This window comes from Streptomyces sp. NBC_01294 (assembly GCF_035917235.1).
Classification (GTDB): Bacteria; Actinomycetota; Actinomycetes; order Streptomycetales; family Streptomycetaceae; genus Streptomyces; species Streptomyces caledonius.
In genome coordinates, this window is record NZ_CP108423.1 from 382,830 (window position 1) to 407,591 (window position 24,762).

The window sequence follows — 24,762 nt, forward strand, 5'->3', positions numbered from 1 at the left end:
GGGGAGTCCGTTCCCGCGGGAACCTTCCGCACTCCGCGCCGGAGATGACCCCGTTTCCCGGGGTCACGACTGACACGACTGACACGTCTGACACGTCTGACACGTCTGACACACATCGCACGGCCCGCCCGCACGAGACACCCGTACCAACCCGACCGACCTGGCCACGTTATGGCCGAGAAGGTGCCTCGGCCCATGGCACCGCGCGCCAGCAAGGGGACCCAACGCGCCACAAGGGGACTCTCCACGCCGTGATGGGGACACGAGGTCCCAAGCACCGCCACTCATCTGGTATTTCGTGCTGGTCTATGCTCAACCCCTGTGGTCTCGCATGCACATCAGGGAACAACCTCCTCCGCCCTCACCCGGCTGAACGTCAACGCCGTACGTATGCTGGGCATACCCGCGGCTGGATACGCACACCTGCTGGGCATGGCGCCCGAGCACCTCAACGACGACCTGTGCCGACCCCCCGCGCTCACGAGCATCCGCATCGCCGAACTGGCGACCGTCCACGCCCACTGGACCGAAGTGGCCCAGCTGCTGACACAGCAGTCGGCCATCGGCACCCTCGGGGTCTGGGACTACCTGATCACCTCCGCGCCCACCCCCCTCGAAGGGATCCGGGACGCCGGGACCTACCTGGCCACCGTCGTCGACGTCAGCACGGACAACCTCCGGATCACCGAGGACGGCTACCGGATCACCATCAGCCACATCAACGAGGCCGATCTGGCCCACGAGGCGGCCTGCGCCGTCCGCGCCTGCGCGCTCGGCCTGTACCAGCGCCGTCTCGGCGAAGCCGCACAGCGGCGCCTCGTTCCCGTCCACGTCGCCCTGGCCGCCAAGGCACCCCGCCGGCACCAGGCCCTGATCGAGCTCTACGGTACGAGCTCCATCGAGTTCGAGGCCCCGGTCAGCTCCATCACCTTCCTCGCCTCCGACCTGACCGGCCCGACACCACGCGCCCAGCCCGGCCTGTCTACCGTACTGCGCAGACACGCCGAGCAGACGCTCGCCACCGCGGTCCCGCTGCACAACTGGCTGGACCTGTTCCGTACCGCCCTGGCCTCCGCCCACAACGGAACCGCTCCCGCGCTGTCCACGGTGGCGCGGCGCATGGCCGTCAGTACGCGAACCCTGCAGCGCCGCCTCGACGAACACGGCACCACGTGGAGCAACGAGGTCGAAACCATGCGCCGGGACCACATCACGCGGCTGCTCTGGAGCACCGACCTCAGCATCGACGCGATAGCCGCCCGGAGCGACTACGCCGACGCCCGCGCCCTGCGCCGGGCGGTCCACCGCTGGTACAGCACCACACCGGCCGCCCTGCGCCGCACCGGCCGCCCGCACGGCGACCGGGTGCAGGAGGCGGTTCAGTCGCCGAGGGTGGCGTCGACCGCCGCCCCCATCTCATCGTTGAAGCAGGGGAAGTGCCATTGAGCTGTTTCCAACCTGCTTGAGCACGACGGCAGTTGACGTTGGGGGTGGCGTCCAGACACACGGAAGCTCCTGGTGGACGGGCGATGCGGGCGGCCGCGGCCAAGGCGTACGTGGTCCTCGACGGGACCCGGCTGCCGATCGACCGGATCGCCGACGGCCGGCCCTCTGCTCAGGAAAGCCCAAGAGGCACGGCATGAACGTGCAGGTCATCGCCGGCCACAGCGTGCCCTCGCCCTCCGCTGACAGGGCGACATCCGCCAGGACCACGCGGACCGGGGGAATCGTTGACATGACGTGACTGAATAACATGAGGCGAGGCTGCACGTGCATGCCATTTCACTCGGGAACCCGGAGCACTCCGCCATGAAGTACACCGTTTCCATCGAGATCGCCCTGCCGCGGGAGAGGGTGGTACAGCTGCTCGCCGACCCGGCACACATGTCGAAGTGGCTGCGGGGTCTGGTACTGCACGAGCCGCTGAGTGGGGTGCACGGGCAGGTCGGTACCAAATCGCGGGTCGTGATGCAGACGGGGAAGCAGAAGTTCGAGTGCACCGAGACCATCACGCGCCGGGAACCGGCAGACCTGCGCGGGATCCCGAAAGGGCACGTCGTTCACTTCGACCGCGAGATCGTCGGCGAGGGCATGTGGAGCGCCGTGCGCGACCGGCTGACGGAAGCCGGCCCGGAGACGACGCTCTGGGTGAGCGAGAGCGAATACCGGTTCAGCGGTTTGCTGATGCGGCTGGTGGGGCTCCTGATGCCCGGCACCTTCCGCAAGCAGTCGCAACAGCACATGCAGGACTTCAAGGCCTTCGCCGAGCAGGGAAAGGACGTCCGCGAAGCGAAGGACTGATCTACGACCCATCCGCCATCGATCTGTCCAGCCGCACCCTGCAGCACCTCTCCGGCCTTCTCACAGTTCACCGACGCCGCATCGGCACCCGATGGCGTCGCCTCACCTGCGGCCGGCAGGCCGACCGGAGGCAGGGCCGCCGGCGATCCTCGAAGGCCCTCGGCCGGTCATCCGCTCCGGGTACCGGTTTGACCTGGGGAAACGGGCCGAATCCAGGGCCGGCGTACCGGCTGACCACACCGTCGCGTGCGCCTGCGCTCGTGGCCTGTCACACGCCTGTGACAGTCGGCGGACACGCTCGCGAAGTCGCCCGGCCAAGCTCTTCATACAGGAACAAACCAGGGCATTAAGCCCTCTGCTTCCGAAGCCGTGAGCAGCGATGACCGAGCCGATCCGGCGGAGGAAATCCCATGAGCCTCACCCTCACGATGCCGCAGACCCAGCCCCAGACGCAGGCCCCCGCAGTGGCACTGGCCCCGCGCGAGCAGGAGGCCCTGGGATACATCGCCGCAGGTCACACCTACCTGCAGACGGCCCGCCAGATGGGACTCTCCAAGCACACCGTCGACGCCTACCTCCGCCGCATCCGCGCCAAGCTGAACGTCCACACCACCGCCGAGCTCACCCGCCTGGCCGTGACCCTCGGCCTGTGACATCCAGTCGTCGACAGGGCACCTCCTGTTACCGACTGCGCCGATGACGCGCACGCGCGACGGAGCGGAGCGAACCGGTCGCTCACGGGGCTGGGAGGGGAACCGAGCCGGTTGAGGTCGCGACGTACGCCAGCCCGTCGTACTCCTTCGCCAGGGTGACCTGACTCAGATGGAGGCGATAGGTCCACAGCGGCGCAGCGGCGCCGAAGCTCCGCATGTCGTGACGGGCATCGAGCCACTCTCGAACGGCCCTCGGCGCACCTGCCGCACTGCGGAGTTCCAGGAAGTGGTCGCCAGGGTGGGCGCGGGCGAGCTGGGCTTCCACGGCGGTCGAGCGGGCGGGACCGATCCGGTGATCGACGACCGCGGAGGACGCGGCGCGGGTCCAGGGGCCGGGCCACATCCGACGGGCGCGGAAGGATCCGCTGCCGAACAGCAGGCCGAGCGCGTAGTACGCATCGCCGCAGCGTGCGGCCAGGTGCTCGCCCAGCGCCGCTACGGCGCCGTCGCCGCGGCTCTTGGCGATGTGGCCGTTGTGCGCCCACAGGGCGATCTTGACGGACGGTTCGTCCAGGAGTTCGCCGAGGTTGTCGGCCATGTAGCGGTCGCGCGCCGCGAAGACGGTCTGCTCCGGGTCCGTGTGCCGTGCGTCGCGCGTCACCAGGTCGGCCGCCTGCACCAGGATCCGGGCATGGCGCAGCGCGTCGTCCGCTTCGGGGCCGTGTTCCCGGAGGAACTCCAGGAGGTTCTCGGCCTCGCGCACCAGGCGACGCTCGGGATCGGGGCGCGAACCCGGATGCGCCGTGGCCAGTACACCGAGCGTGGAATGAAGCCCGGCCACCCGGTCGGGCGCCGCTTTACGCAGGAAGGAATCGAGCATCGCCAGGGAATCGCCGCACTTCTGGGGGTCGATGCCTACGAAACGTATCTTCACGTCGTCCGGCCGTCCCTGGTTGTACGTGCGCATCCAGGCGAGCATCGCCAGCACCTCCTGGGTCCGCCAGGTCCAGAACCCCAGCCCGGCAAGCACCTTGGCGGCGTCTCCGGTTCCCTCGCGTACGTACGCGTCCACGGCTTCACCCGCCGAGGCGCTCGCTTCCATGGCGAAGACCGAGAATCCCAGCTCCGTCACCAGGAACTCCAGCAGGCGGTGCTTGAGCTGGAAGAACTCGCGCGTCCCGTGGGTGGCCTCCCCCAGGCCAACGATCCGTACGCCGCCGAGCACGCTCTTCAGCGGTTGGAGGTCGGTGGTGGGCGCGCCTGCCGTCAGGCTGGTCAGCGGTAACGCGCTCCGGGCCAGCCAGGCAGTCACCTCATCGGACACGGCCATCCCCTCCGTCGCCGGCGTTTCCGCCCGAGGCTACCCAATCGGGGTGCGGAACCCGGCGGCATCGGCAGTCAGGTGGGTGTTCCGGGTCGTGTCGAAGACCCCCCGTTCGCCGAAGACCGGACGGGCAGGTGATCTCTGTCTGTGCGGATCTTCGCGTGCGAGACTGCAGGCGAGACGGGGTAGGCCGCCAGGGGAGGCACGGAGCGGTGAGGGTCTGGACGAGCACGACGATGCGGGTGTGCCTTGCTTCGGCGCTGAGCGGCGCGGTCGTGCTGTCGGCGGCGGGGTGCTCACCGGCGCTGCATCCGCTGGCCGCGGTGTACGTGGACCAAGAGGGCACTGCACACGCGCTGCTGAGACCGTGTGACGACGACGATCGGGTGCACGCCCCCCGGTTGCGGGGCTCGGTCGTCCGCGCTGCCGAAGAGGCAACGTCGGATGGGGCGCAGGACACCACACCGGAAGCAGCCCCGGCGGAGGATCCCTGGATCGGCTGGGACACCCGCGGTCTGCACGAGGCGGCGGACTTCCCGCTGTTCGCCCCGCCCTCGGGATGGGCGGCCGAGGTCCGGGGCCCACAGACCCTGCAAGCCGGCTACTCGTACGAGCTGGCGTTCTCCGATCCCCATGACGACTATGCCTACAACGGCTCGGTGACCTTTGACCCCGGGCAACTCGCGGGGGTGCCGGCCGGAGAGGTGTTGACCCTTCAAGGCACCATGACGAGAAAGGCGTTCGAGGATCTCGCGCGCAAGGTCTGTTGACCCTCCTCCTGCCTGTCCGGCGCCGTTCCGTCCAGGACCGGCTCCGGGCCGACCCGGAAAATCCCCTTCGGGGCACGGCGGCGTGCGCAGTAGCATCCCCGGATGCCGAACATCGAGACCTTGACGCCCGCGGTCGGCCGGGTCGACGCCGCCGGGCTGCGGGCGTACGACGCCGACCTGCTCGCGCGGTGCGCCGTCGACCGTGCGCAGCCCTGGTGGCGCCGAACGGCCTGCGTGGACGCGCTCACCGGCCGGGTACCCCGGGCCCGGGCGGACGAACTGCTCGCGTGCGTCCGCGACGCCGAGGACTCCGCGACGGTCCGCAAGGCCCTGCTGGGCCTCCTCTCGGACCGGGTCGAGCTCCTCCCCTGGCTGCGGCACGAGGACCGGCAGCGCGAGGGGGCGTACGGCATGTCGGAGGCGATCCTCCAGGCGCGCGGGGTCCTCGGGGACCGCGCCGCGGCGGCCGAGTTGGCGACCCTCGCGTTCAGCCCCTGGCGGAGCAGGCGGGCGGCCGGGGAGGCCGGACTGGACGCGCTCGTGGACCGGCACGGGGTGGAGGCGGTGCTCTGCGAGCTCGGTGGTGGGCGGCCGGAGGACCGGGCCGCCATCGTGTGCATGCGGGACCGTGCCGGTGAGGACGTCACCGACGCGCTCGCCGACCCCGACCCGCAGGTGGCCCACCTCGCGCAGTCGCTGCTGGCCGACCCCGACCAGATCCGCGCCTGCCTCGCCGGGGCTCCGACGGCCGACGCCGCCCTGTGGGCCGCGTACGCGCTGCACCGGATGACCGATGACGTGGCGCAGACCCGGGCCGTGTACGAGGCGTTGGGGCGCCCCCGGGTGGAGGTCGACGGCCTGGACGAGGAGCTCCGCCGGGCGATCGTGCACGAGTACGGGCACACGTGCGAGAAGCAGAGCGACCCGCGCTGGCGGATCGAGGCCCTGTGCACCGAGCCTCCGCAACCGCCGGACCAGGAGCGGCAACTGGCCCTGGCCACGGCCGCGCTGACGGCGGCGGAGCTGGCTCCCCGTACCCCGGTCTCCTGCGGCGAGGCCAACCAGCAGGGCGACGGTACCTACCACGTGATCGGGTACGGGGAGGGCGGCGGCAGCGAGGTCTTCATCAGCACGCTGGGGCGGTTCGCCGGCGACCACGAGGACGACCCCGCGGCTCGCGCCGCCCTCGAAGCGGCCGGCTTCCGCTGGATCGACGGGGCCACCGGTTCGATCCGCGTCACCGGCCTCGGCGTCTACTACTTCGGTTCGCGCGACCCTCTCAGCGTCGACACGCTGCTGTTCTACTGGCAGGACTGAGGAGGGCTGCGCGAGACGAAGACCGGCGGAGCGGATCCGGGGGACGGTTTCCGCTCGTCCCCCGGCGCGGGTGGGTGCCGGGTGCCCCGGGATGGGTGCGTCAGTCCCGCACGCCGTCGAGGGCGGTGTCGGGGATCCAGGAGCCGTGAATGCCGGCGGTGACGCGGCGGGGCAGGTGGACGGCGGCGATCCGGTCGAGGCCGGAGGCGTCCAGGACGAGGAGCTGCGAGGCGTCCTGCTTGAGGTCGGAGACCACGGTGAGCAGGTAGCCGTCGTCTTCACCGGTGGCTCCGGCGGCGGGGACGAAGACGGCCTCGCCGGGCAGCCGGGCGTCGCCGACCTCGTGGATGAGGCGGGCGCCCGTGGTGCGGTCGTACTTGACGACGCCGTAGCCGCCGAAGCCGTTCTGGTCGGGGAAGGAGACGGCGTACTGGTAGCGGTGCTCCGCGCCGAGGTACTCGTCGTTGAGGGTCGGGAACTCGACGGCCAGGTCGTCGATGATCTGCTCGTCGACGCTGCCGGCGGCCAGGTCGACGACCCAGCGCCGCGTGGAGGAGCGGGTGTTGGGTTCGGTGCCCCGGCCCGGGGCGCCGACCCACCAGTTCCAGGAGAGCCGGAAGCCCTCGCGGTCGACGGTGGGCCCTTCCAGGACGATGCGGCCCCGGCTGTCCTCGTAGGCGTTGGCGGCGTGCAGCATGTTGCCGGGCTCGATGGGGAACCAGCGGATGTGCCGGGCGCCTTCGGGACCGCGGGGCATCACGCCGATGCGGGCGGGCTGGTCGTCGTTCCAGCCGTAGGGGATGCCGGAGTGCTCGGTCGGGTCGAAGGTGACCGTGCCTTCGATGAAGACGATGTACCGGCGGGTGATGGCGAAGTCGTGCTTGAGGGAGGCCGTGGCTCCGGGGATCTCGGCGCTGTGCGTGATGTCGCCCCGGGCGTCGGCGACGTAGTACATCAGGTGGGGCGGGAAGGGCGAGGAGCCGAAGAAGTGCAGTTCGCCGGTGACCGGGTCGGCCTTGGGGTGGGCGGTCATGGCGCTGCGCAGCTTGCCGCCGAAGTCGTGGGCGCCGACGGTTTCCAGGTCCGGGGTGAGTTCGAAGGGGAAGTTGGCCTCGCACAGGGCGAGCAGGCGCCCGGCGTGCTCGATGACGTGGGTGCCGGCGGTGCTGGCGGTCAGATCGGGGCCGTGTTCGGTCATGTAGGGGGCGCCGTCCAGGGCGGGGGTGTGCACCCAGCGGTTGCGGTACCACTCGGCGCGGCCTTCGCGCAGGCGGATGCCGTGCACCATGCCGCTGCCCTTGAACCAGTGGGTGGGGGTGACACCCGGCTTGGGGTTGTGGCTGTTGCGGATGAGCCGGCCGCTCAACTCCGGCGGCAGGCTGCCCTCGACGGTCAGCCCGGTGGCGGTGACCTCGTCGACGGCGGGCTCGTAGTGGCCGGTCAGGAAAGGCTTGCGGGTCATGGCAGGAACCTCACTTCTCGATGGGCGGTGCGTGGCGCTGTGCGTGGTGTGCGGTGCGTGGTGCGTGGGCGGATCGGTGGAGGGCCGGGGCCCGGTCACGCGCTCTGCTCGGCCTGGGACTTCAGGGAGGCGAGCCAGCTCTGCAGGGACTGGTGCAGGGCCCGGCCGAGTTCCTCGGGCGCCGCGTCGACGGGGGCGCCGCTCCAGGACTCCTCGGTGTGGACGGTGACTTGCTCGCCGGTCTGCTCGAAGGTCCACACGTGGATTCCGGTGATGCCACTGGCGGGGCCGCCCCACACGATGCGCTCACCGGGGATCAGTTCGCGGACCGTGGAGGTGATGTCGAGCCCGTGGGTCTTCCAGGTGAAGGAGGAGCCGGTCGCCAGCGGGCCGTTGAGGACGGCCTGGTCGATGTCCGTGATCCAGGTCGCCCAGGCACCGATGTCGGTGTGCAGCTGCCACACGGTCTCCAGCGGGGCGTCGATCACGGTGGACAGGCGGGCGACGACGGGGGCGTTCTCGTCGATGGTGAACATGGCGGGGTTTCCTCTCGTGGTGGCGGTTGGTGCGGGTCGGTCGGGGGCGGTCGGTCGGGGTCAGGACGTCCGGGTGAGCGACGCCGCGTGCTTCGCGGCCGCGGCCGGGTCGGCTGCCCGTCCGCGTGGGCGGGCGAGGACCAGGGCGAGGAGGGCGGTGGCGGTGAGGACGGCGGCCGAGATGCCGAAGGCGGTGCGGTAGCCGGCCGTGAGCGCGTCCAGGACCGGCTGATGGGTCGCGGCCCGTGCGGTGACAGAGCCGGCGAGCGTGGTGAGTACGGCGAGTCCGATCGCGCCGCCGACCTGGCGGGTGGTGTTCACCAACCCGCCGGCCAGACCCGCGTCCGCCCGCGGCACCCCCTCGACGGAGAGCGCGGTGAGCTGCACGAAGGCGATGCCCAGGCCCAGGCCGATCAGGACGCTCGGCCCGAGTACGCCCGTGAGGTAGCTGCCCTGGGCGCCGATCCGCGAGAGCCACAAGAGCCCGCCGGCCTCGGTGAGCAGGGCCGCCGTCACGGTCGCCGTCGCTCCGAAGCGGTGCGAGATCCGCTGCGCGAGGGTGGAGCCGAGCATGATGGCTCCGGCGAGCGGAAGCTGGCCCAGGCCCGTCACCAGCGGGCTGGAGCCGAGCACCTGCTGCTGGTAGAGCGGAAGGAAGAAGAACAGGGCGATCCACACCGACCCGAAGAGCGCCATGAGCACGGTCCCGGCCGTGACCCGGCCCGTGGTGAACAGGCGCGGGGGCAGCAGCGGATGGGGGTGCCGCCGCTCGACCAGGACGAACAGCGCGAGGAGCACGGTCGCGAGGGCGAGCGCCCCGAGCACCTGCGGGTCCGTCCAGCCCGAGCGGCGCGCGGTCGTCAGTGCCCAGACGAGGGCCGTCAGCGCGAGCGACACGGTCGCGGTGCCCGGCAGGTCGAAGCGGCCTCGCTCGGTCACGGGCGCCGAGGGCGTGATCACCGCTACGGCGCCCAGGACGAGGAACGCCCCGATGGCGACGGCGTGGAAGATCCAGGGCCAGCCCCATGCCTGCGTGAGGACGCCGCCCAGGAGTACTCCGGCCGCGCCGCCGGCGCCGGAGACCGCTCCCCACACCCCCAGAGCCCTGCCCCGCCCGGGACCGGGCGGGAACAGGGCCATCACCAGCGCGAGCGCGGCCGGGGCGATCGCGGCGGCGCCGAGGCCCTGGACTGCGCGTGCGGCGATCAGGGCCGAGGACGAGGTCGCCAGGCCGGCCGCCAGGGAAGCGGCCCCGAAGAGCCCGAGGCCGGCGAGCAGGACCCGGCGAGCGCCCAGGAGGTCCGCAGCCCGGCCGCCGGCCAGCAGCAGGGCCCCGAAGGCGAGGCCGTAGGCGTTGACGACCCAGGTCGTGCCGCTGTCCGACAAGCCGACGCCGGACCGGATCCGGGGCAGGGCCACGTTCACGATCGACGTGGCGAGCATGACGGTGAACTGGGCCGCTGCCAGTGCCGCGAGCGCGGCCCCGGGGCGGGCGGTGGTTCCGGAACGCTTCCGCACGACAAGCTCCATTGTGTGGTCAACCACTCACAGATTTGGCCGAAGAAGAGGCGGGGCAGCGATGCCCCGCCAACAGCACCCGTCGGACCGGGCCGCGGGCTCAGTAGTGCCTGATGCCCGCCGACAGGGTCCGGCTCCAGGGGGCGTCCACCTGGTCCGCCCCCGTCGAGGCGATCAGGTGACACAGCATGCCGCGGGCGAAGAACTCCTGGACCTGCTGCTCACTGCCGCCCGAGGCACCCCGTACGTACTCCACCAGGCGGGCGTAGCCCTGGCGCACGACCTCGCGCACCGCCGGTTCGGAGGCCGCGGCCGCCTGCGCCTGGAGCTGGATCAGCATCAGGTCGTTGTCGCTGATCAGCCTGGCGTAGGACTCGCCCATCGCCGCCAGCACCGCTTCCGCGCTGCTCCCCGGAGCCTCGGTCGCGGCCCGCTCCAGGCTGGCCCGCACCTGCACGAAGCAGTGCTCCACCACGGCGACGAACAGCGACTCCTTGCTCGGGAACAGCCGGTAGACGTACGCCTGGGAGATGCCGGCCGCCTTGGCGACCTCGGTGGTGGTGGTACCGAAGTAGCCGCGTGCGGCGAAGGCGCCGATGGCGGTGTGCAGCACCGTCGCGCGGCGCTCTTCGGCGGTGGACAACTGGCGGGGACGTTCCGGCTTCATGTGAGTACTTAACCACTCACACTTTCGCCGGTCAAGTCTCGCGCCTCATGCCTCACGCCTCCTCAGGCGCTACTCGGCTTCGGCGGTCACGATCTGTTCGAGGACCGCTGTGTAGAGGGACCGCTTGTCGGGACGCACGTGGTCGGCGGCATGCCGGAGAGCGGGGATCGCCGGCGTGCCCAGGGAGATGAGCCCCTCGGCCGCGGTCCTGCGGACGACGGGATGGGGGTGCTCCAGCAATCCGGTCACGGCGGGGATCGCCGCCTCCCAGGTCGCGTGACAGAGGATCCGGATCGCCGTGCGCACCACGTCCGGCCGGGGGTCGGCCAGCAGGACCGACGTGTGGTGCAGGTAGGTCTGCCGGTCCAGCAGGGCCCGCGAGGTCCGGTGGGCGTGCAGGCGGACCTTGGGCTTGGGGTGATGGAGCAACTCACCGATCAGGTTCCGCAGGCCGGGGTCCCGGTCCGGGTCCGGTCCGCTGTGTCCCTCGGTCAGTCGCGTGAGTGCCCGGCGTATCCGCACCGGGTCGCCGGTACGGGCCAGGGCCAGCAGCTCCTCCCGGGACGGAGGTCGTGACGCGCCTGTCGACGCGGCCGGGGCGCGGTCGCGGAGTGCGGCCAGCGCGGCGGCGTCCTTCCGTACGGCGTCCGGGCGGCGCAGCGGACCGTCGACGAGGAGCAGCCGGTCCGCGAGGTCGTCGCGCCCTTCTGCGCGCAGCCGCCGGCAGGTCCGCTGCAGCGCAGGGGTGCGCAGCAGGGACCGCCCGACGAGCAGGTCGAGGAACCCCCAGGCGCCCGCGTCGAGGCGTTCGCCGAGGTGCTCCGCCAGCACGTCGGCGGGGACCCGGCGCAGCGCCTGCCCGGCTGCGGAGCCGCTGGACGGCGGGCCGTGCTCCCACCAGTCCAGCAGCAGCGGGACCAGCGGTTCGAGGTCGCACGGGTCGAGCCGGCCGGCCACGAGGGCCACCCGGTCGTGCAAAACGTCGTCCCCGCGGAGTTCCGGCTCACCGAGGGCGCTCAGCGTGCGGGCCAGGTCGGCGTCTACGGGCACGTCGATGCGGCCGTGCAGAAACGCCCGGAGTACGGGAAGCCTGGTCTCGGGCTCGGGCCACGCCAGGAGCGCCACAGCCGCAGTGTGCCGGCGGTCCGGAGCGGACGCCTGGAGCATGGCCAGCAGGCGCTCGCGCAATGCGGTCGAACGAGGCTGGTCGAGGTCGTCGATGCGAACCGTCCTCGGTCGCGGCGGCGGCGCGTGAGTGGTCTCGGCGATGGTCCAGGGTGGTGCGTCGAGGGGCTGGATGTCCGTCATCCAGTCGATGAGGGCGGCGCGGACCTCGGGCGCGGCGGAGGCGTAGACGTCGATCAGTGCGGTCAGGCGGTCCCGGGAGCCCGGGATGCCGTCGTGCTTCCCGCAGCGTCGGCGGAACTCCTCCAGGGCGCTCGGTGTGCGTACGGCGGCATCCAGCGCGGCTCGCCACTCCTCGGCCCTGGCCGGCGCGGTGGCCGCAACGGACTGCGGGGACGGCAGGGGGTGCGGGGACTGCGGGGACTGCGGGGCGGCGAACGCGTCCCGCAGCACAGCGGTCTCGGCCTTTCGGGGGTGGGCGCCCAGCCGGGCCGAAGCGAGTGCCTGCTCCAAGTCGGCGCGGACCAGCACCGCGCCGAGACTGCGGAGCAGCGTCAAGGTGGACGGGCTTCCCGGGCCTCCCTGGCTCCCCGGGCTTCCCGCGGGTGCGGCAGGCAGCCCGCGTACCACGTCGGCGACCGCGGGCTTCAGAGCCGTCGGCAGCGTAGGCGCGACCGCTTCGAGTACCGCGATGAGGCTGTGCCGGTCTTCCGCCTCGGCCTCGGCGAGGCCTTCGAGCCTGTCGAGCCTGTCGAGCCTGTCGAGCCCGTTGAGCCCTTCGAGCCCGTCGAGCAGGACCCGGATGGAGCGGGCGAAGGCCGCGAGTTCCTCGGTCGTCCACGGTGCGGGGCAGAGCCGGAGCGTGAGCCGCAGTACGCGAGCTCGGACCGCGGGTTCGGAGCCGGCCAGGCGAAGCCAGTCCGGCAGCATGGGCCGCAGCACCCGCAGCCGGGTGGGGTGCGGCAGCTCGTGCCGTACGGCGAGGCGTAGCGCGACGGGCGGATTCCAGCCCTCCGTGGTCAGCGACCTGATGTCGAGGTCCGCTCCGCGGTCCGCCCCGGGGCTTGGCGCGGCGGGCGTGGCGATCCCGTGCTTGGCCAGGGCCGTCGACAGGTCCTCGACCGTCCCGGAAGCGAGGCCGACGTGACGGGTCGCCACCAGGGTGAGCAGGGTCGGTGCGACCCGTGACGCCTGGTCGTCCAGTGCGAGGACCGAGCGCGCGGAGAGGACGCCGTCGAGGCCTGCCAGCAGCAGTTCGCGGGCGCGACCGCCTTCGCTGTGTTCGGCGGCCGCGAGGACGGTCGCCGGGTACGCGTCGCCGAGGATGGCGCGCAGCGCCTCGACGAGCGTGCCGCGCAGGCCTGGATTGTCGTGCTGCCCGAGCCAGAAGAGCAGGGCCGGCACCGCCGTGGGCGAGCTCGCGCGGACGAGAACCCCGGCGGCGGTCTTCTTGATGTTCATGTTCGGATGGCCGAGACATGCGGCGATCGCGGTCGAGGCCCAGCGGGCCCGCGCGTGACCGAGGGCGAGCAGCGCCTGCCGGACGGTCTGGATGTCCTGGGCGGCGGTCAGCGTGATCAGGGTCGCCGACAACGCCTGTGCGTCGTCCCCCGTGGCGTCGCGGGCGAGCAACGCGATCACCTGCTTGCGCACGCGCCGGTCCCGGTGCCGCAGCAGGCGGTGTGCCCGCGCGCGGGTTCCCGCGTACGGGGCACGGAGCAGGAGTTCGAGCAGGATCGCCTGCTCGCCGCTCGACAGTCCGGGCCGGTCCAGCAGATCCAGCGCCAGGGTCGCGACGAGGGCGTGTCCGGCCTCGTCCGGAGTCGCCGCGTCGAGCAGGCAGGACGGCCTGATCCGTCCCCGCTCGTGGAGACGACGGCCCAGGCCACGGAGGGCGTGCAGGATCTCCTGGGGTACCACGGGCTCCCCGGCCGGCTGTCCGCTCTCGTCCCGCGGGGTGCTTGCGCCCGGCTCCCAGGACACCGCCAGCTCGGCCACGATGCGCAGGAGCAGGTCCGCGATGACCGGCAGCGTTCCGGCGCCGCCGTGGGCCGCCAGCCTGCACAGCGCCGCCACCGGCTCGTCCGGGTCCAGGTGGGAACTCAGCAGGGCCAGTTCCTGCTCGTCCGGGCCACCGAGATCCGCCGCGATGCGCGCCGGCAGATCGGCGGGATCGAGGCGGACGAGGAGGCCGCGCCGCTGGGACGGATCGTGCGTCAGATGCCACAGCACTTCAAGGGCGCGGTGGCGCACCGCGCGCAGATGCGGTGCGATCACACCCACGCTCTCGTCCGTGGCCAGACCGAGCCCGTCTCTCAGCGCTGTCACCGTCCGGGGCCCGCCGATGGCCTCCAGCGCTCCCAGGGCGGCTGCCGGCGCCGATGGCAGGAGAGCGATCACGGCGTCTTCGGCCTCCGCATGGCGCAGCGCGCGGATCGCGTCGAGGAACGGCCCCGGGGCGGGAGCCGAGGGAAGAAGGCGTGCGATCGCGTCCCCGATCGGCAGCTCCCCCGTCCCCTGCCGGGCCAGGGCGACCAGCAGTGTGAGCCGCCGCGGCCAGCTCGGATCGTCGGCGGCCGCGTCCACCAGTACGCGGAACATCACCTGTCGGCAGGTGAACAGGATCGTGGCGACCTCGTGGGCCGGAATCGAGTGGTCGGCCAGCGCCAGGCCGATGAGGGACGGGACGTGCGGAGCGTCCGGGAAGTGCCCGCGCCGGTGCAGCCCGCGCAGGCACGTCAGCGCCGGCCCGCCGAGCAGCAACGTGTCCCGGGCGGCGATGGCCGTCACCGCGCCGATGTCACCGCGGTCCGCCAGGTCACCGAACAGTTCCATCGCGCGCCGGCGAAGGCCCGGCGGCAGGCCGGGGTCCTCGACGACCTGCCGCAGCAGGACGCCGTGCCTGTGATGGGCCGCAGCCGCGAGTGCGGCATCGGCCACCTGGGGATGGGTGTGCACCGCAGCGGCAGCGAGGAAGGGAGACAGCAGTCCCGGCGGCAGGCCGTCCAACGCCGCCCATGGCTGGCCGAGTTCGCCCAGGGTTGCGGCGACGACGTCTGCGCCGGCGGCACCGAGCAGGCTGATCAGACGTTCGCGCACGAGTGCGGGGGCCAGCAGACCGGCGTGCAGCCCTTCGCGGGCCAGCCGCAGTGCCTCGGCCTGCAACACCGCGTCGCCGCTGTCCACCAGCTCGTCCACGAGCTGCTCGGGCCGGTGCACCCGGGTGAGGGTCGTTTCCCGCACGGCCTGGTAGAGCAGTTCGCCGGGAGGCTCCTTGCGGATCGCGGTCGGCTCGTTCAGAAGCTCAGCGCGCAGCCAGGCGATCCGTACCCGGGCCGGCAGGTCGGCCGTACGCCACGACGGCCGGCCACCTCCCCGGAGGTACGGCCCCAGTCGCTCGTGGAGCCGCGCAAGGAGGAGCGCCGCCTCCGGAGGTCCCTCCACGGATGCCGGCAGCAGCCCGGCGAACTCGGCCATCTCGAACTCGGTCGTCTCGAACTCGTCGCCCGTCCGGCCCGACGTGACGCGCTCGGCCAGAAGGAACAACCCGAGGTGCCGCAGGCGGGGATCGCCGTGCCGGAGGAGACGTCCGAAGACGGCCGGCGTGCAGAGCCGCGCGTCAAGATGGCCGGTCAGCCAGTCGACGTCGGCTCGACACAACGCATCGTGGAAGGACTTGTCTGCCGGCGTCGTCATCGTCGGATGCTAGCCGGGACGTTCCCGGCCCCACCAGCGAGAATCAGGCGATGCGTCCATAGGGGGCTTCTGGCGGGCTTCTGGCGGCTTCTGGCGTACGAGCAACCGATGTCGGGGTAGCCGGAGCGCCTGCGGGAAGCATCACGGGTGTGCGCCGAACCCCTCCCACCCTGGCCGCCCTCGCCTTCACCGCCGCCACGTTCTGTGTCCTCGTCCCGCCCGGACCGCCCGCTGCCGCGGCCCCTGCCGCCGTAGCCTCGGCCGCCGCCGCATCTGTTGCCGCTGCTGCCGCCGCGGCTGCCGGGACGGTCCGGCTGACCAGCTACAACATCTGCGGCAACATGTGCTCCAGTCCCCCGTACGATCCGGCGCGCCGGATCGCGGCCGTGGCCGCCGAGGCCGAACCCGGCGGCTGGGACGCCGACCAGCTCTTCCTCCAAGAGGTCTGCGAGCACCAGTACCGCGGGCTCCTCGACCGCCTGGGCCCGCTCGGATACGCCGGGTTCCACTCCGCCACGCTCCCGGCCGGGAACCCGGCCATCTGCGAGGGCCACGCGTACGGGAACGCCGTGCTCGTACGCGGCCCGGTCTCGGACACGGCCGAACTCGACCTGACGGTGGGCGGCGAACGCGAGCCGATCACGGTGCCCTGCGCCCTGAACTCCCTGGCGGACCGGCCCACCTGGTCCTGCTCGGTACACCTCTACTGGGACGACGGCACCCTCGCGGTGCCCGAAGCCGACCGGCTGGCGGCGCAGGCCCGCCGGTGGCTGGACGAAGGGTTCACGGTCGTCCTCGGCGGAGACTTCAACCACTCCCCACGCACCGCCACGCTGTCGCGCTTCTACCGGCCGGAGCGGGGGGACGGTGCCGACGGGGCCTTCACCGAGGCCGACGAGAGCGACCCCGAGTTCTTCGACGCCGCCGTCTGCCCACCTGCCACAACCTCCGCATGCCGGTCGGGCGAGGTGACCTTCGGCGCGAAGAAGCTCGACTACCTCTTCCTCAGCGCCCCGCACTTCGGCACGGCGAGCGCCGACGCCCTCCCCCTCGACACGGCCGTCTCGGACCACAACCTGCTGCGCGTCTCGGCCACCACCTGACCCGGCGCCCACGACCACAGCGGCCGGGGCTGCTCAGCCCGTCTGTTCCGGCCCGCTGACCCAGGCCCGCCCGTATCGGCCCGCTGGCCCCAGGCCCGCTCACATCGGCCCATCCGGCCCGGACCGCAGCCCTCCACAACGCGCTGATACGGTGCCTGTGTCCGGTTGATCCCGGACCTGACCCGCAGACAGGGACGCGCCCCGCAAGGACGGTCCGCCGGTGCGGCCGGCCCCTGACCTCCCGCCGGGCCCGGTCGGTCGGCCGTCGGCCAGGCGGCCGGACACGCCGGGGTGCCCCGCTCCGGTCCGCACGGCAGCGCCGGCCCACCCGGCGGGCGCGCCACGCCGGGCGCGGCCGACCACCGACACTGCCGAAGGAAGCACGCATGACCGACCAGACGCCCCCCACCACCCCGGACGCGGCCGCGGACCCGCTGCGCCACGTCTACCTGCGGCTGGCCGCCGCCGCGACCATACCGGCGGAGGCCGCCCACCAGTTCGGCTACCTGCGGCCCGTGGCCACCGACCTGCTGGAGGGCATCGCGTACGACACCCCGGACAGCGTCCGCCTGCTGGACGACCAGGACGTCGCCCGGGTGGACCGCGACGTGCTCTACGCGGCCGCGCGCGCCAACCTGCTCGCCGAACCGGTGGGTTACGACACGCTGGAGCGGCCCGGCGGCGCCGTCCTCCACATCATCGGCGGCGAGTCCGTGTACGCCGCCAGCAAGGCACTCGTCTTCGAGGAGGCGGTCCGCGCCGCGGGCGGTCCCGAAATCCCCGCCGAGGGAGCGCTGCTGACGGTTCCGAACCGGCACAACCTCGTCTTCTACCCGCTCGCCGACCACCACGTGGGCGAGGCCGTCAACGACCTCGCCCAGTTCGGCCTCGGCGCCTACGAGAACGGCCCCGGAAGCCTCTCGCCGCGGGTGTTCTGGTGGCGGGCGGGCAGCCTGACCACGATCACCGTCCTCGACGACGAGACCAAGACGATGAGCATCGCCCCGCCGCCCGAGCTCATGGACACGATGCGCCGCCTCGCCGGCGCCGGGGCCTGAGCTCCCTCCCGGGTCACGCATGGTTCGGGGCGCCCGAGTACGTCCGGTACCCGGGCGCCCCGGCGCCGCGCGCTGCACGGCGCGGAGGCGGCGCCACCGGCCCCGTCGGGCGGCCGGCCGAGGACGCCGTCGGCCCCGCGGTCAGCGCACGGCCAGCGTGTCGCGCAGGCGCCGGGCCTGCTTGAGCAGCTGCGACGAACCCGGCCGCTGCGCGAGAGCGGTGACCTCGGGCAACTCCCCGTGCGCGCCCGACAGCCGAGCGGAGTCCGCCGCGACGGCCAGCAGCGCCCCGTGCGCCTGCGGCCGGGTGCACGCCAGGAGGCCCGGGAGCGCCGGGGCCAGGACCGCCCACACCGCCGCGGCTCCTTGGGGCAGGGCGGCCGCCGCCCGTAGCGACTCGGTCAGCAGGGGCACCTTCAACGTGCCCAGCCCCACGAGTTCGGTCGTCTCCCGGCCCAGCAGCTCCCCGTCCAGCCGGCCCCGCGAGGCCAGCAGGACCAGTGCCCGCGCGGCGGCCTCCCGGTCCCGCTCGCGGCCGGAGGCGAGTCCGTACGCGACGGCCAGGTGCACCGCAGGGCCGGCCGGGCCCTCGGCCGCGGCCAGCGCTTCCAGGAACACGGGCGCTCCCGGGCCGTCCTGGTCGGCCGCCGAGGCGACACCCGTCAGCAGCCGGGCCGCGGCGATCTCCGGGTGCCAGGGCAGGGTCGCGACGGTGTGCGCGTCCCGGCCGTCCGGCAGGGACGCGTGGGGGCAGCCGATGTGCGGCTCGAACGTCCGGAACAGCGACCAGAAACGCCGGGGGAAGGCACCGCGGCCCTCGACCGCCTCGTGACCCACCAGGATCCTGCGGCCTGTCCGTGCTCCCCGGCGCTTGCTCGGGCGCTCGGGCTCACCGGACTCACGCTCCCGCCACCACGCCGGTGGGGGCAGACCGCCCTGCCGCAGCCAGGCGGCCACCCGGGGCCCCTCCTCCAGCTCCAGCTTCTCCGCGGCGCGCACCACTTCGGGCTCGATCGGTCCGCCGCAGCGCAGCAGCGCCTGCCCCAGGTCCGCCGGGCCGGGCCGGACGCCCAGCCGCCCGTACTCGGCGAGGCGCGCGACCAGTTCGTGCGGCTCCACCGCCCCGGTCGGCCTGCTCGGCACGGACAGCAGGAACGGAACGGGATCACCGGCCCGCAGCCGCGCGCCCAGTTCCACGAGGCGCGCTCCCGCGACGTAGTCGAGCGCCGCGTGTCGGCACAGCTCCAGCCAGCCCGCCCCGGCGTTCTCCCAGGACTCGTCGGCTCGTACCGGCCCCACCGCGGCGCCGACGATGCCGGCGACCGAGCGCACCTGGGAGTGCGACATCACCGTCACCTCACGCGGGACGGACCGCAGCGCCGCGGTCACTGCCTCCCGGTCCCGGTAGGCGTGACTCACCACGGCGTTGAGCACGCGTTCGAACGTCTCCACGCCGGGGTCGCGCCGGTCGGCCAGCACGGCCGCGACCTCGTCGGCGAGCCCGCCCGGTGACGGTGCCGCGAATTCCCCCTCGATCATGTGACGAGGCTAGACCGTCCCACTGACAGCCCCGGTGACGGCGGTGGCGGCACTCCACCACGACGTCCACCGACCAGGTCCGACCATGTCCGACCACCCTGGTCAACGGGTCACCAGGTCACGTCGGGCCGCCGGCCGACCGGTGCCCCTCGTCTTCGCGCCGGTCGACGAGGATGATCGCCACGTCGTCCGCCAGCGGGCTCTGCGTGTGGCGGAGCAGGGCCAGGCGCAGCCCGTCCAGGAACTCCTGCCGGGGGAGGTCGCGCATGGTCACCATGGCCGCGGGCAGGTCGAAGAAGGTGTTGTTCCGGTCGCGGGCCTCGATGACGCCGTCGGTGCACAGCAGCAGCCGGTCCCCGGGTTGGAACGGGTAGCTGTCCGTCCCCACGGGAGGACCGCTGATGAATTCCTCAAGGCCGAGCGGCGGCAGGGGGGCGGTGGGCAACAAGGGCTGGACCGTGCCGTGGCGCAGCAGCAGCGGTGGCGGATGGCCCCGGTTGATCACCTCGATGTGAGGGCCGTCCGGGATCTGGACGACGAGCGCCGTGACGAAAGCCTCCAGGAGGGCGTCGTCAGCGCCGGCCGTACCCGCGCCCGCGCCCGCGACGACGGCGTCCCGCCGCAGGGCCGCTCCGCAGTGGTTGATGACCTCCGCCAGGTCGTCCTCGTAGTGCACGGCCTCCCGGAAGGCGCCCAGCACGACCGCGGCGGCCCGTACGGCGGGCAGTCCCTTGCCCCGGACGTCCCCGACGATCATCCTGACCCCGTACCGGGTCTGCACCGCGTCGTACAGATCCCCGCCGATCTGCGCGCCCTTCTCGGCCGCCAGGTACATGCTGGCCGCGTGTACGGGGCCCAGCCGGTCCGGCACCGGCCGCAGCAGGACGTCCTGGGCGGCCGTGGCGATCCGGCGGACCTGGTTGAGCTCGCCCTCCCGGCGCGTGCGCGCGGCGCGGCTCGTGATGAAGCTCGCCACCGTGACCAGGAACAGGGCGAGGAAGTTCGTATAGACCTGCTGCCCACCCCAGGATTGGTTGTAGGTGGCGGTGGTCACGCTGACACCGACGGCCACCCCCGCCGCCACGAGCGTGCCCTTGGGCCCCAGCGTCACGGCCGCCAGCGCGGGTGTGGCCACCAGCAGGGGGCCGGTGTACACGACGTGCATGGGCGTGAGCTCGATGAGGAGCACCAGCAGGGCGAGCGCGAAGGGCAGGCACTCCGCGAGCGCGAAAAGGACCTGGTGGTGTCCGCCGGCTCCCGGTCCCGGGGGCGAGCGCAGGGGCGCTCTCATGAGTACAGCCTGCCTCTCCGGGACGCATGGCCGCCACTCCGGTCCCCGCCCTCCCCGTGGCCGTCCGGCCGCTGCAGGAACGGGGTGTGCGCGGAACCGGGCGGCCGCGGCCTCGTCCGGGCGGATCCTGAGGCTGGTCGCCGGCTCTGCCGCCTGTTCGACGCCCGTCACCACCCCCGCGACCAACGTCAGATCGACATGGGCCATTCGCAGCGCAACGGCCCCAATTTCGCTTCACAAGTTGAAGTGGTGAATCACAGCCAATGATGCTGAAAAGACCGGCAAAAGACCGGAATGTTCGAGCGCGGAGGGTGATGGCAACGTTGCCATTACGTTAACTATTCACTTCTTGACGAGGGTGTCGACGCCGAGTTGACTGCCCCTACCTCGGCCGCAACGACACGGCCTCGTCAGGGAGGTTTACATCGTGAACGCACAACTGGGTCGGGCCGCCGTAGCAGTCGCCGCTTCCGCACTCGCCGCCGTCTCGCTCACCGCTTGCGGTAGCGGGGACGACGCCGACGGAAGACCCGGGGGCTCCGCGAAGGGCGACGACATCAAGGTCGGCCTTCTGCTTCCCGAGGACCAGACCTCGCGCTACGAGAAGTTCGACAAGCCTCTGATCGAGAAGGAGGTCGCCATGCTCACGCGCGGCAAGGGCAAGGTCCTTTACGCCAACGCCAAGCAGGACGCGACCGCCCAGAGCGCCCAGGTCGACGCGATGATCGCCAAGAAGGTGGACGTCCTCATCATCGACGCGGTGGACTCCAAGGCCATCGCCGGCGCGGTCAAGAAGGCCAAGGACGCCGGAATTCCGGTCGTCGCCTACGACCGCCTGGCCGAGGGCCCGATCGACGCGTACACCTCGTTCGACAACGAGGACGTCGGCACCGTCCAGGGCAAGGCCCTGCTCGAGGCGCTGGGCGACAAGGCCAAGGACGGCCAGATCGTCATGATGAACGGTTCGGTCATCGACCCGAACGCCAAGGACTTCAAGGCCGGCGCGCATGCCATCCTCGACGGCAAGGTGAACGTCGGCAAGGAGTACGACACGGTCGACTGGAAGCCGGAGAACGCCAACGCCAACATGGCGGCCGCCATCTCTGCCCTCGGCAAGGGCAAGATCGTCGGCGTCTACTCGGCCAACGACGGCATGGCGGGCGGCATCATCAGCGCCCTCAAGACCGCCGGCGTGTCCCCGCTGCCGCCGGTCACCGGCCAGGACGCCGAACTCGCCGGTGTGCAGCGGATCGTGGCGGGCGAGCAGTTCATGACCGTCTACAAGCGGTACGCCCCCGAGGCCGCGGCCGCCTCGGAGATGGCCGTCGCCCTGGCCAGGGGCGAGAGGATCGACGGCATCATCAACCAGCTCGTCGACAGCCCGACCACCAAGCGCGTGCCGTCGATGCTCGTCCCGGGCGTCGCCCTGACCAAGAGCAACGTCAAGACCACCGTGGTCGACGACGGCGTCTACACGATCGCCGAGATCTGCACCGACCGGCTCAAGTCCGCTTGCGAGGAGATCGGCCTGAAGTAACGGGGCTCCGGGGCCGACCGCACGGCACTGCCGAGCAGGGAGGCCCCCAGGCCCAGGTCAGCTCGGGGAGGTCGGGCGGAGTACCGCGATCTCCGGGCCGAAGGCGACCACGAGCCGCCCGCACGGCGCGGTGCTCAGGAGGTCCACCGGCAGCGGGAGCACGTACTGCTCGTCGGCTTCGCGCCCTGTCGTCGGATCCCAGAACTCCACCGTCCGCCCGTGCCCGGTGGCCACCACCGGCCGTCCGTCCCTGACGGTGACGGCCACCGTCCCGTTGGGATCCGTCCCGGAGAGCTGTGCGCCACCGTTCTGCCGCATGGTGGCGAGGTCCCACAGGCGGACGGTCTTGTCGCGGCTCTTGCTGATCGCGGCGGGCCGCCCGTCCACCACCGTGGCGGCCACCGACGTCACCCAGTCGGTGTGGCCGGTCAGGGGTTCGCCGATCTGCCGGCCGGTGGCGAGGTCCCACAGCCGTACGGTCTTGTCCCAGCTTCCCGTGACGGCGACGGGCCGGCCCTCCAGGACAGCCGTGGCGACGGCGGTGACCCTGCTGGTGTGCCCGGTGAGAGGCTCGCCGATCTGCCGGCCGGTGGCGAGGTTCCAGATGGCCGCGGTTCGGTCGCTGCCGGCCGTGACCGCGACGGGGTGACCGTCCAAGGTCGCGGTGGCGATGGCCAACACCCGGCCGTGGTGGGTGAGTACGGGTTCGTGGGCGTCTCGCCCGCCGGCCAGATCCACGACGCGCAACGTGGCGCCCGGACCAGCGGTCACGACGACGACGCGCCCGTCCACGACCGCCGTGGACATGGCGGCTGTCTCACCCTCGAGGTCGGTGACGGGGGCGGCAGCCTGCTGCCCGGTGGTCAGGTCCCAGGTGCGCAGGGTGCGGTCCGCGCCGGCCGTGACGGCTACGGAACGGCCTTCGAGCACTGCCGTGGCGATCGCCAGTACGGACCCGGTGTGCTCCGCTCCACGCAGGCCGGTATCGCGGGCCCCGGCGAGGTCCCAGACGCGAAGGGTGTGGTCGGCGCCCGCGGTGACGGCCACCGGACGTCCGGCCGCCGTCGTGGTGGACACGTCCCAGACCTGGCCGGTGTGGCCGGTCAGCGGTGAGCCGTGCTGACGCCCGGCTGCCACGTCCCACACCCGTACGGTCTGGTCGAGAGCGGTGGTGACGGCGAGGGTGGCCCCCGGCTCCCCCTCCGTCTGCCCCTCCGCCTCCGCCTCCGTAATGTCCATGCTCCACACCCGGTCGGTGTGGCCGGTGAGGGGCCGGCCCACGGGAAGCTTGTTCGTCGCGCGGACCACCACCGTGCCGTCCTTCTCCGCGGTGAGGACGACCGCGCCCTCTTCCCGCACCGCACGACTCCCCACCTGGACCGTACTGCCCCTGCTGGACCCGCCGTTCTCACGGCCGGAGAGCAGGCGCCACAGCGGGCCCTGCTCCTCCGCGTCGACCGAGGGGGCCGAGTCGGCGGAGGGGGCCGAGTCGGCGGAGGGAACAGGCGGCCGGCCCTCCGGGGCGATGCTGTCGATCACGCGCATGCCGTCCGTGCGATGGTGTTCGGTCGTCAGGTCCCAGAAGCGCAGCGTCCCGTCCGCTCCGGCGGTGAGGGCGACGGTGCGCCCGGCGAGCACTGCGGTCTCCTGACCCCGTACCGATACGCCGTTCCGGCGAGCGGGGGCGAGGTCCCCGATGAGCTCGGGCTCTTCGTGGTCGAGGCCAACGGCGACGACTCGCCCCTGCACCACGGTCACGGTCGACGCAGCGGGCAGGTCCTCCGCCTCGGAGCGAGCCGGGTCGTCGCCCGGAGCGATGTCCACCGGGCGGCCGGTGGTCAGATCCCACGCGCGGGGCGCCGGGTCGACCTCGGCGGTGAAGGCGACCAGGTGCCCGTCGAGTTCGGCGGTCCTCACCACCTCAAGGGACTCTCCCAGTTCGCTGCCCGTACTCAGGTCCCATACGCGTACGGTGCGGTCGGCGTCGATGCCGTCGACGGTGAGGACGACGCGGCGACCGTCCAGCGTCGCAAGGCCCGTCGCCCAGGGGAACGAGCCGACCTGGCGGCCGGTGAGCAGGTCCCACACACGCAGGGTCCGCGCCCCGCCCCGCGTGAGGACGACACCACGCCCGTCCAGCTCCGTGCTCTCCACGAACCTGACGCATTCCCCGGCCGCGCGGCCCGTGGCCAGGTCCCAGACGAGGACCGTCTCGTCGGCGTACAGCGTGAACGCCACCGGCTTCCGGTCGAGCACCGCCGTGGCCACGGACCGGACCTCGGCCGTCATCGACGACACCAGGTCGGTGGGGCCGGTGACGGGATGGTGGAAGGGGACGCCCGTTGCCAAGTCCCATATGCGCACCGTGGCGTCGCGGCTGCCGGAGACCGCGACCGGCGTGCCGTCGACGACCGCCGTCGCCACCGCCGTCACCGGGCCGTCGTGGCCGACGAGGGTGCGCAGCAGTCGGTGGTCCGGCCCGCTCGCCCAGTCCGCGGTCCACGCGGCAGGGGCTTCGCCGGGCAGTTCAGCCGCCGCGAACCATGCGGCCAGCTCCCGGTCACCGAGCCGGGCGGCGTCCAGGGCCAACACCTGGCGGCGCAGGCCCGCCCCGAGGGTCCGGTGCACGTCGACCGAGGACCGGTACACCGCCGCGACGAACCGGGCCTCCGGATCGCGCGCCCGGTCCAACAGCTCGAGTGCGCGGCCCGGTTCGGCCGCGACCAGCAGCCCCGGATTCGACAGCATGGCACTCACGTCGTGGGGCGCACCCTCGGAAGTCTCAGACATGACCCAGAGGCTAGGCGCTGGTTCTGACATCAGCCCTTTCCGCACGCCGCAGCAGGCCTGCCCAGGGCTGGGGCC

The 24,762-nt window shown here is 72.4% G+C and carries 17 protein-coding genes and 1 pseudogene; 9 read left to right on the forward strand and 9 right to left on the reverse strand.

The genetic code is table 11. The annotated features are described in order from the left end of the window. The first annotated feature begins 390 nt into the window (after positions 1-390). The 4 genes and pseudogenes from OG534_RS01940 to OG534_RS01960 all read left to right on the forward strand — a co-directional run bounded on the left by OG534_RS01940 (position 391) and on the right by OG534_RS01960 (position 2,954). A complete protein-coding gene (locus tag OG534_RS01940; RefSeq protein ID WP_326586314.1) occupies positions 391-1,446 on the forward strand; it encodes a helix-turn-helix domain-containing protein in 1,056 nt (351 codons plus the stop codon). An 80-nt stretch (positions 1,447-1,526) separates the two neighbouring features. Beyond that, a pseudogene (locus tag OG534_RS01945) lies at positions 1,527-1,660 on the forward strand (IS5/IS1182 family transposase); the annotation flags it as partial. 149 nt (positions 1,661-1,809) lie between these two features. After that, the gene (locus OG534_RS01950) at positions 1,810-2,301 is read left to right on the forward strand and encodes an SRPBCC family protein (RefSeq protein WP_326586315.1); all 492 of its coding nucleotides are present in this window, start codon (positions 1,810-1,812) and stop codon (positions 2,299-2,301) included. A 410-nt stretch (positions 2,302-2,711) separates the two neighbouring features. Next, positions 2,712-2,954 (forward strand): response regulator transcription factor, encoded by a 243-nt coding sequence (locus OG534_RS01960; RefSeq protein WP_326586316.1) that lies wholly within the window; start codon positions 2,712-2,714, stop codon positions 2,952-2,954. An 82-nt stretch (positions 2,955-3,036) separates the two neighbouring features. On the opposite strand, the gene OG534_RS01965 is transcribed toward OG534_RS01960, so the two are convergent. Then, positions 3,037-4,284, reverse strand: coding sequence for an erythromycin esterase family protein (locus OG534_RS01965; RefSeq protein ID WP_326586317.1), 1,248 nt, complete (start codon positions 4,282-4,284; stop codon positions 3,037-3,039). 206 nt (positions 4,285-4,490) lie between these two features. On the opposite strand from OG534_RS01965, the gene OG534_RS01970 reads away from it, so the two are divergent. Both OG534_RS01970 and OG534_RS01975 read left to right on the forward strand, forming a co-directional pair. Next, a complete protein-coding gene (locus OG534_RS01970; protein ID WP_326586318.1) occupies positions 4,491-5,048 on the forward strand; it encodes a hypothetical protein in 558 nt (185 codons plus the stop codon). Positions 5,049-5,150: 102 nt separating this feature from the next. Then, positions 5,151-6,365, forward strand: a complete 1,215-nt coding sequence (locus OG534_RS01975) for a hypothetical protein (RefSeq protein ID WP_326586319.1) — start codon at positions 5,151-5,153, stop codon at positions 6,363-6,365. 100 nt (positions 6,366-6,465) lie between these two features. Here OG534_RS01975 and OG534_RS01980 read toward each other — a convergent pair whose 3' ends face one another. The 5 genes from OG534_RS01980 to OG534_RS02000 form a co-directional block, all read right to left on the reverse strand. Beyond that, positions 6,466-7,827 carry a carotenoid oxygenase family protein gene (locus OG534_RS01980; protein WP_326586320.1) on the reverse strand — a complete coding sequence of 454 codons (1,362 nt, stop codon included), beginning with the start codon at positions 7,825-7,827 and terminating at the stop codon, positions 6,466-6,468. 95 nt (positions 7,828-7,922) lie between these two features. Beyond that, complete coding sequence (locus tag OG534_RS01985; RefSeq protein ID WP_326586321.1) at positions 7,923-8,363, reverse strand: SRPBCC family protein; 441 nt, start codon at positions 8,361-8,363, stop codon at positions 7,923-7,925. Between the two features lie 60 nt (positions 8,364-8,423). Further along, positions 8,424-9,881: an MFS transporter gene (locus OG534_RS01990; protein ID WP_326586322.1), complete on the reverse strand. Its 1,458-nt coding sequence runs from the start codon at positions 9,879-9,881 to the stop codon at positions 8,424-8,426. A 100-nt stretch (positions 9,882-9,981) separates the two neighbouring features. Then, complete coding sequence (locus tag OG534_RS01995) at positions 9,982-10,548, reverse strand: TetR/AcrR family transcriptional regulator (RefSeq protein ID WP_326586323.1); 567 nt, start codon at positions 10,546-10,548, stop codon at positions 9,982-9,984. A gap of 69 nt (positions 10,549-10,617) precedes the next feature. Then, positions 10,618-15,369 (reverse strand): HEAT repeat domain-containing protein, encoded by a 4,752-nt coding sequence (locus OG534_RS02000; RefSeq protein WP_326586324.1) that lies wholly within the window; start codon positions 15,367-15,369, stop codon positions 10,618-10,620. A 149-nt stretch (positions 15,370-15,518) separates the two neighbouring features. Here OG534_RS02000 and OG534_RS02005 point away from each other — a divergent pair, with 149 nt between their 5' ends. Both OG534_RS02005 and OG534_RS02010 read left to right on the forward strand, forming a co-directional pair. Further along, entirely contained in the window at positions 15,519-16,472 is a 954-nt protein-coding gene (locus OG534_RS02005; RefSeq protein WP_326586325.1) for an endonuclease/exonuclease/phosphatase family protein, read from the forward strand. Positions 16,473-16,858: 386 nt separating this feature from the next. Continuing rightward, positions 16,859-17,530, forward strand: a complete 672-nt coding sequence (locus tag OG534_RS02010) for a hypothetical protein (protein ID WP_326586326.1) — start codon at positions 16,859-16,861, stop codon at positions 17,528-17,530. 141 nt (positions 17,531-17,671) lie between these two features. Here the strand turns inward: OG534_RS02010 and OG534_RS02015 are convergent, their stop codons facing one another. Both OG534_RS02015 and OG534_RS02020 read right to left on the reverse strand, forming a co-directional pair. After that, complete coding sequence (locus tag OG534_RS02015) at positions 17,672-19,069, reverse strand: hypothetical protein (RefSeq protein WP_326586327.1); 1,398 nt, start codon at positions 19,067-19,069, stop codon at positions 17,672-17,674. 118 nt (positions 19,070-19,187) lie between these two features. Further along, positions 19,188-20,360: a PP2C family protein-serine/threonine phosphatase gene (locus tag OG534_RS02020; RefSeq protein WP_326586328.1), complete on the reverse strand. Its 1,173-nt coding sequence runs from the start codon at positions 20,358-20,360 to the stop codon at positions 19,188-19,190. 427 nt (positions 20,361-20,787) lie between these two features. On the opposite strand from OG534_RS02020, the gene OG534_RS02025 reads away from it, so the two are divergent. Further along, positions 20,788-21,897 carry a sugar ABC transporter substrate-binding protein gene (locus OG534_RS02025; protein ID WP_326586329.1) on the forward strand — a complete coding sequence of 370 codons (1,110 nt, stop codon included), beginning with the start codon at positions 20,788-20,790 and terminating at the stop codon, positions 21,895-21,897. A 57-nt stretch (positions 21,898-21,954) separates the two neighbouring features. On the opposite strand, the gene OG534_RS02030 is transcribed toward OG534_RS02025, so the two are convergent. Further along, positions 21,955-24,687 (reverse strand): WD40 repeat domain-containing protein, encoded by a 2,733-nt coding sequence (locus OG534_RS02030; protein ID WP_326586330.1) that lies wholly within the window; start codon positions 24,685-24,687, stop codon positions 21,955-21,957. Positions 24,688-24,762 lie beyond the last annotated feature (75 nt).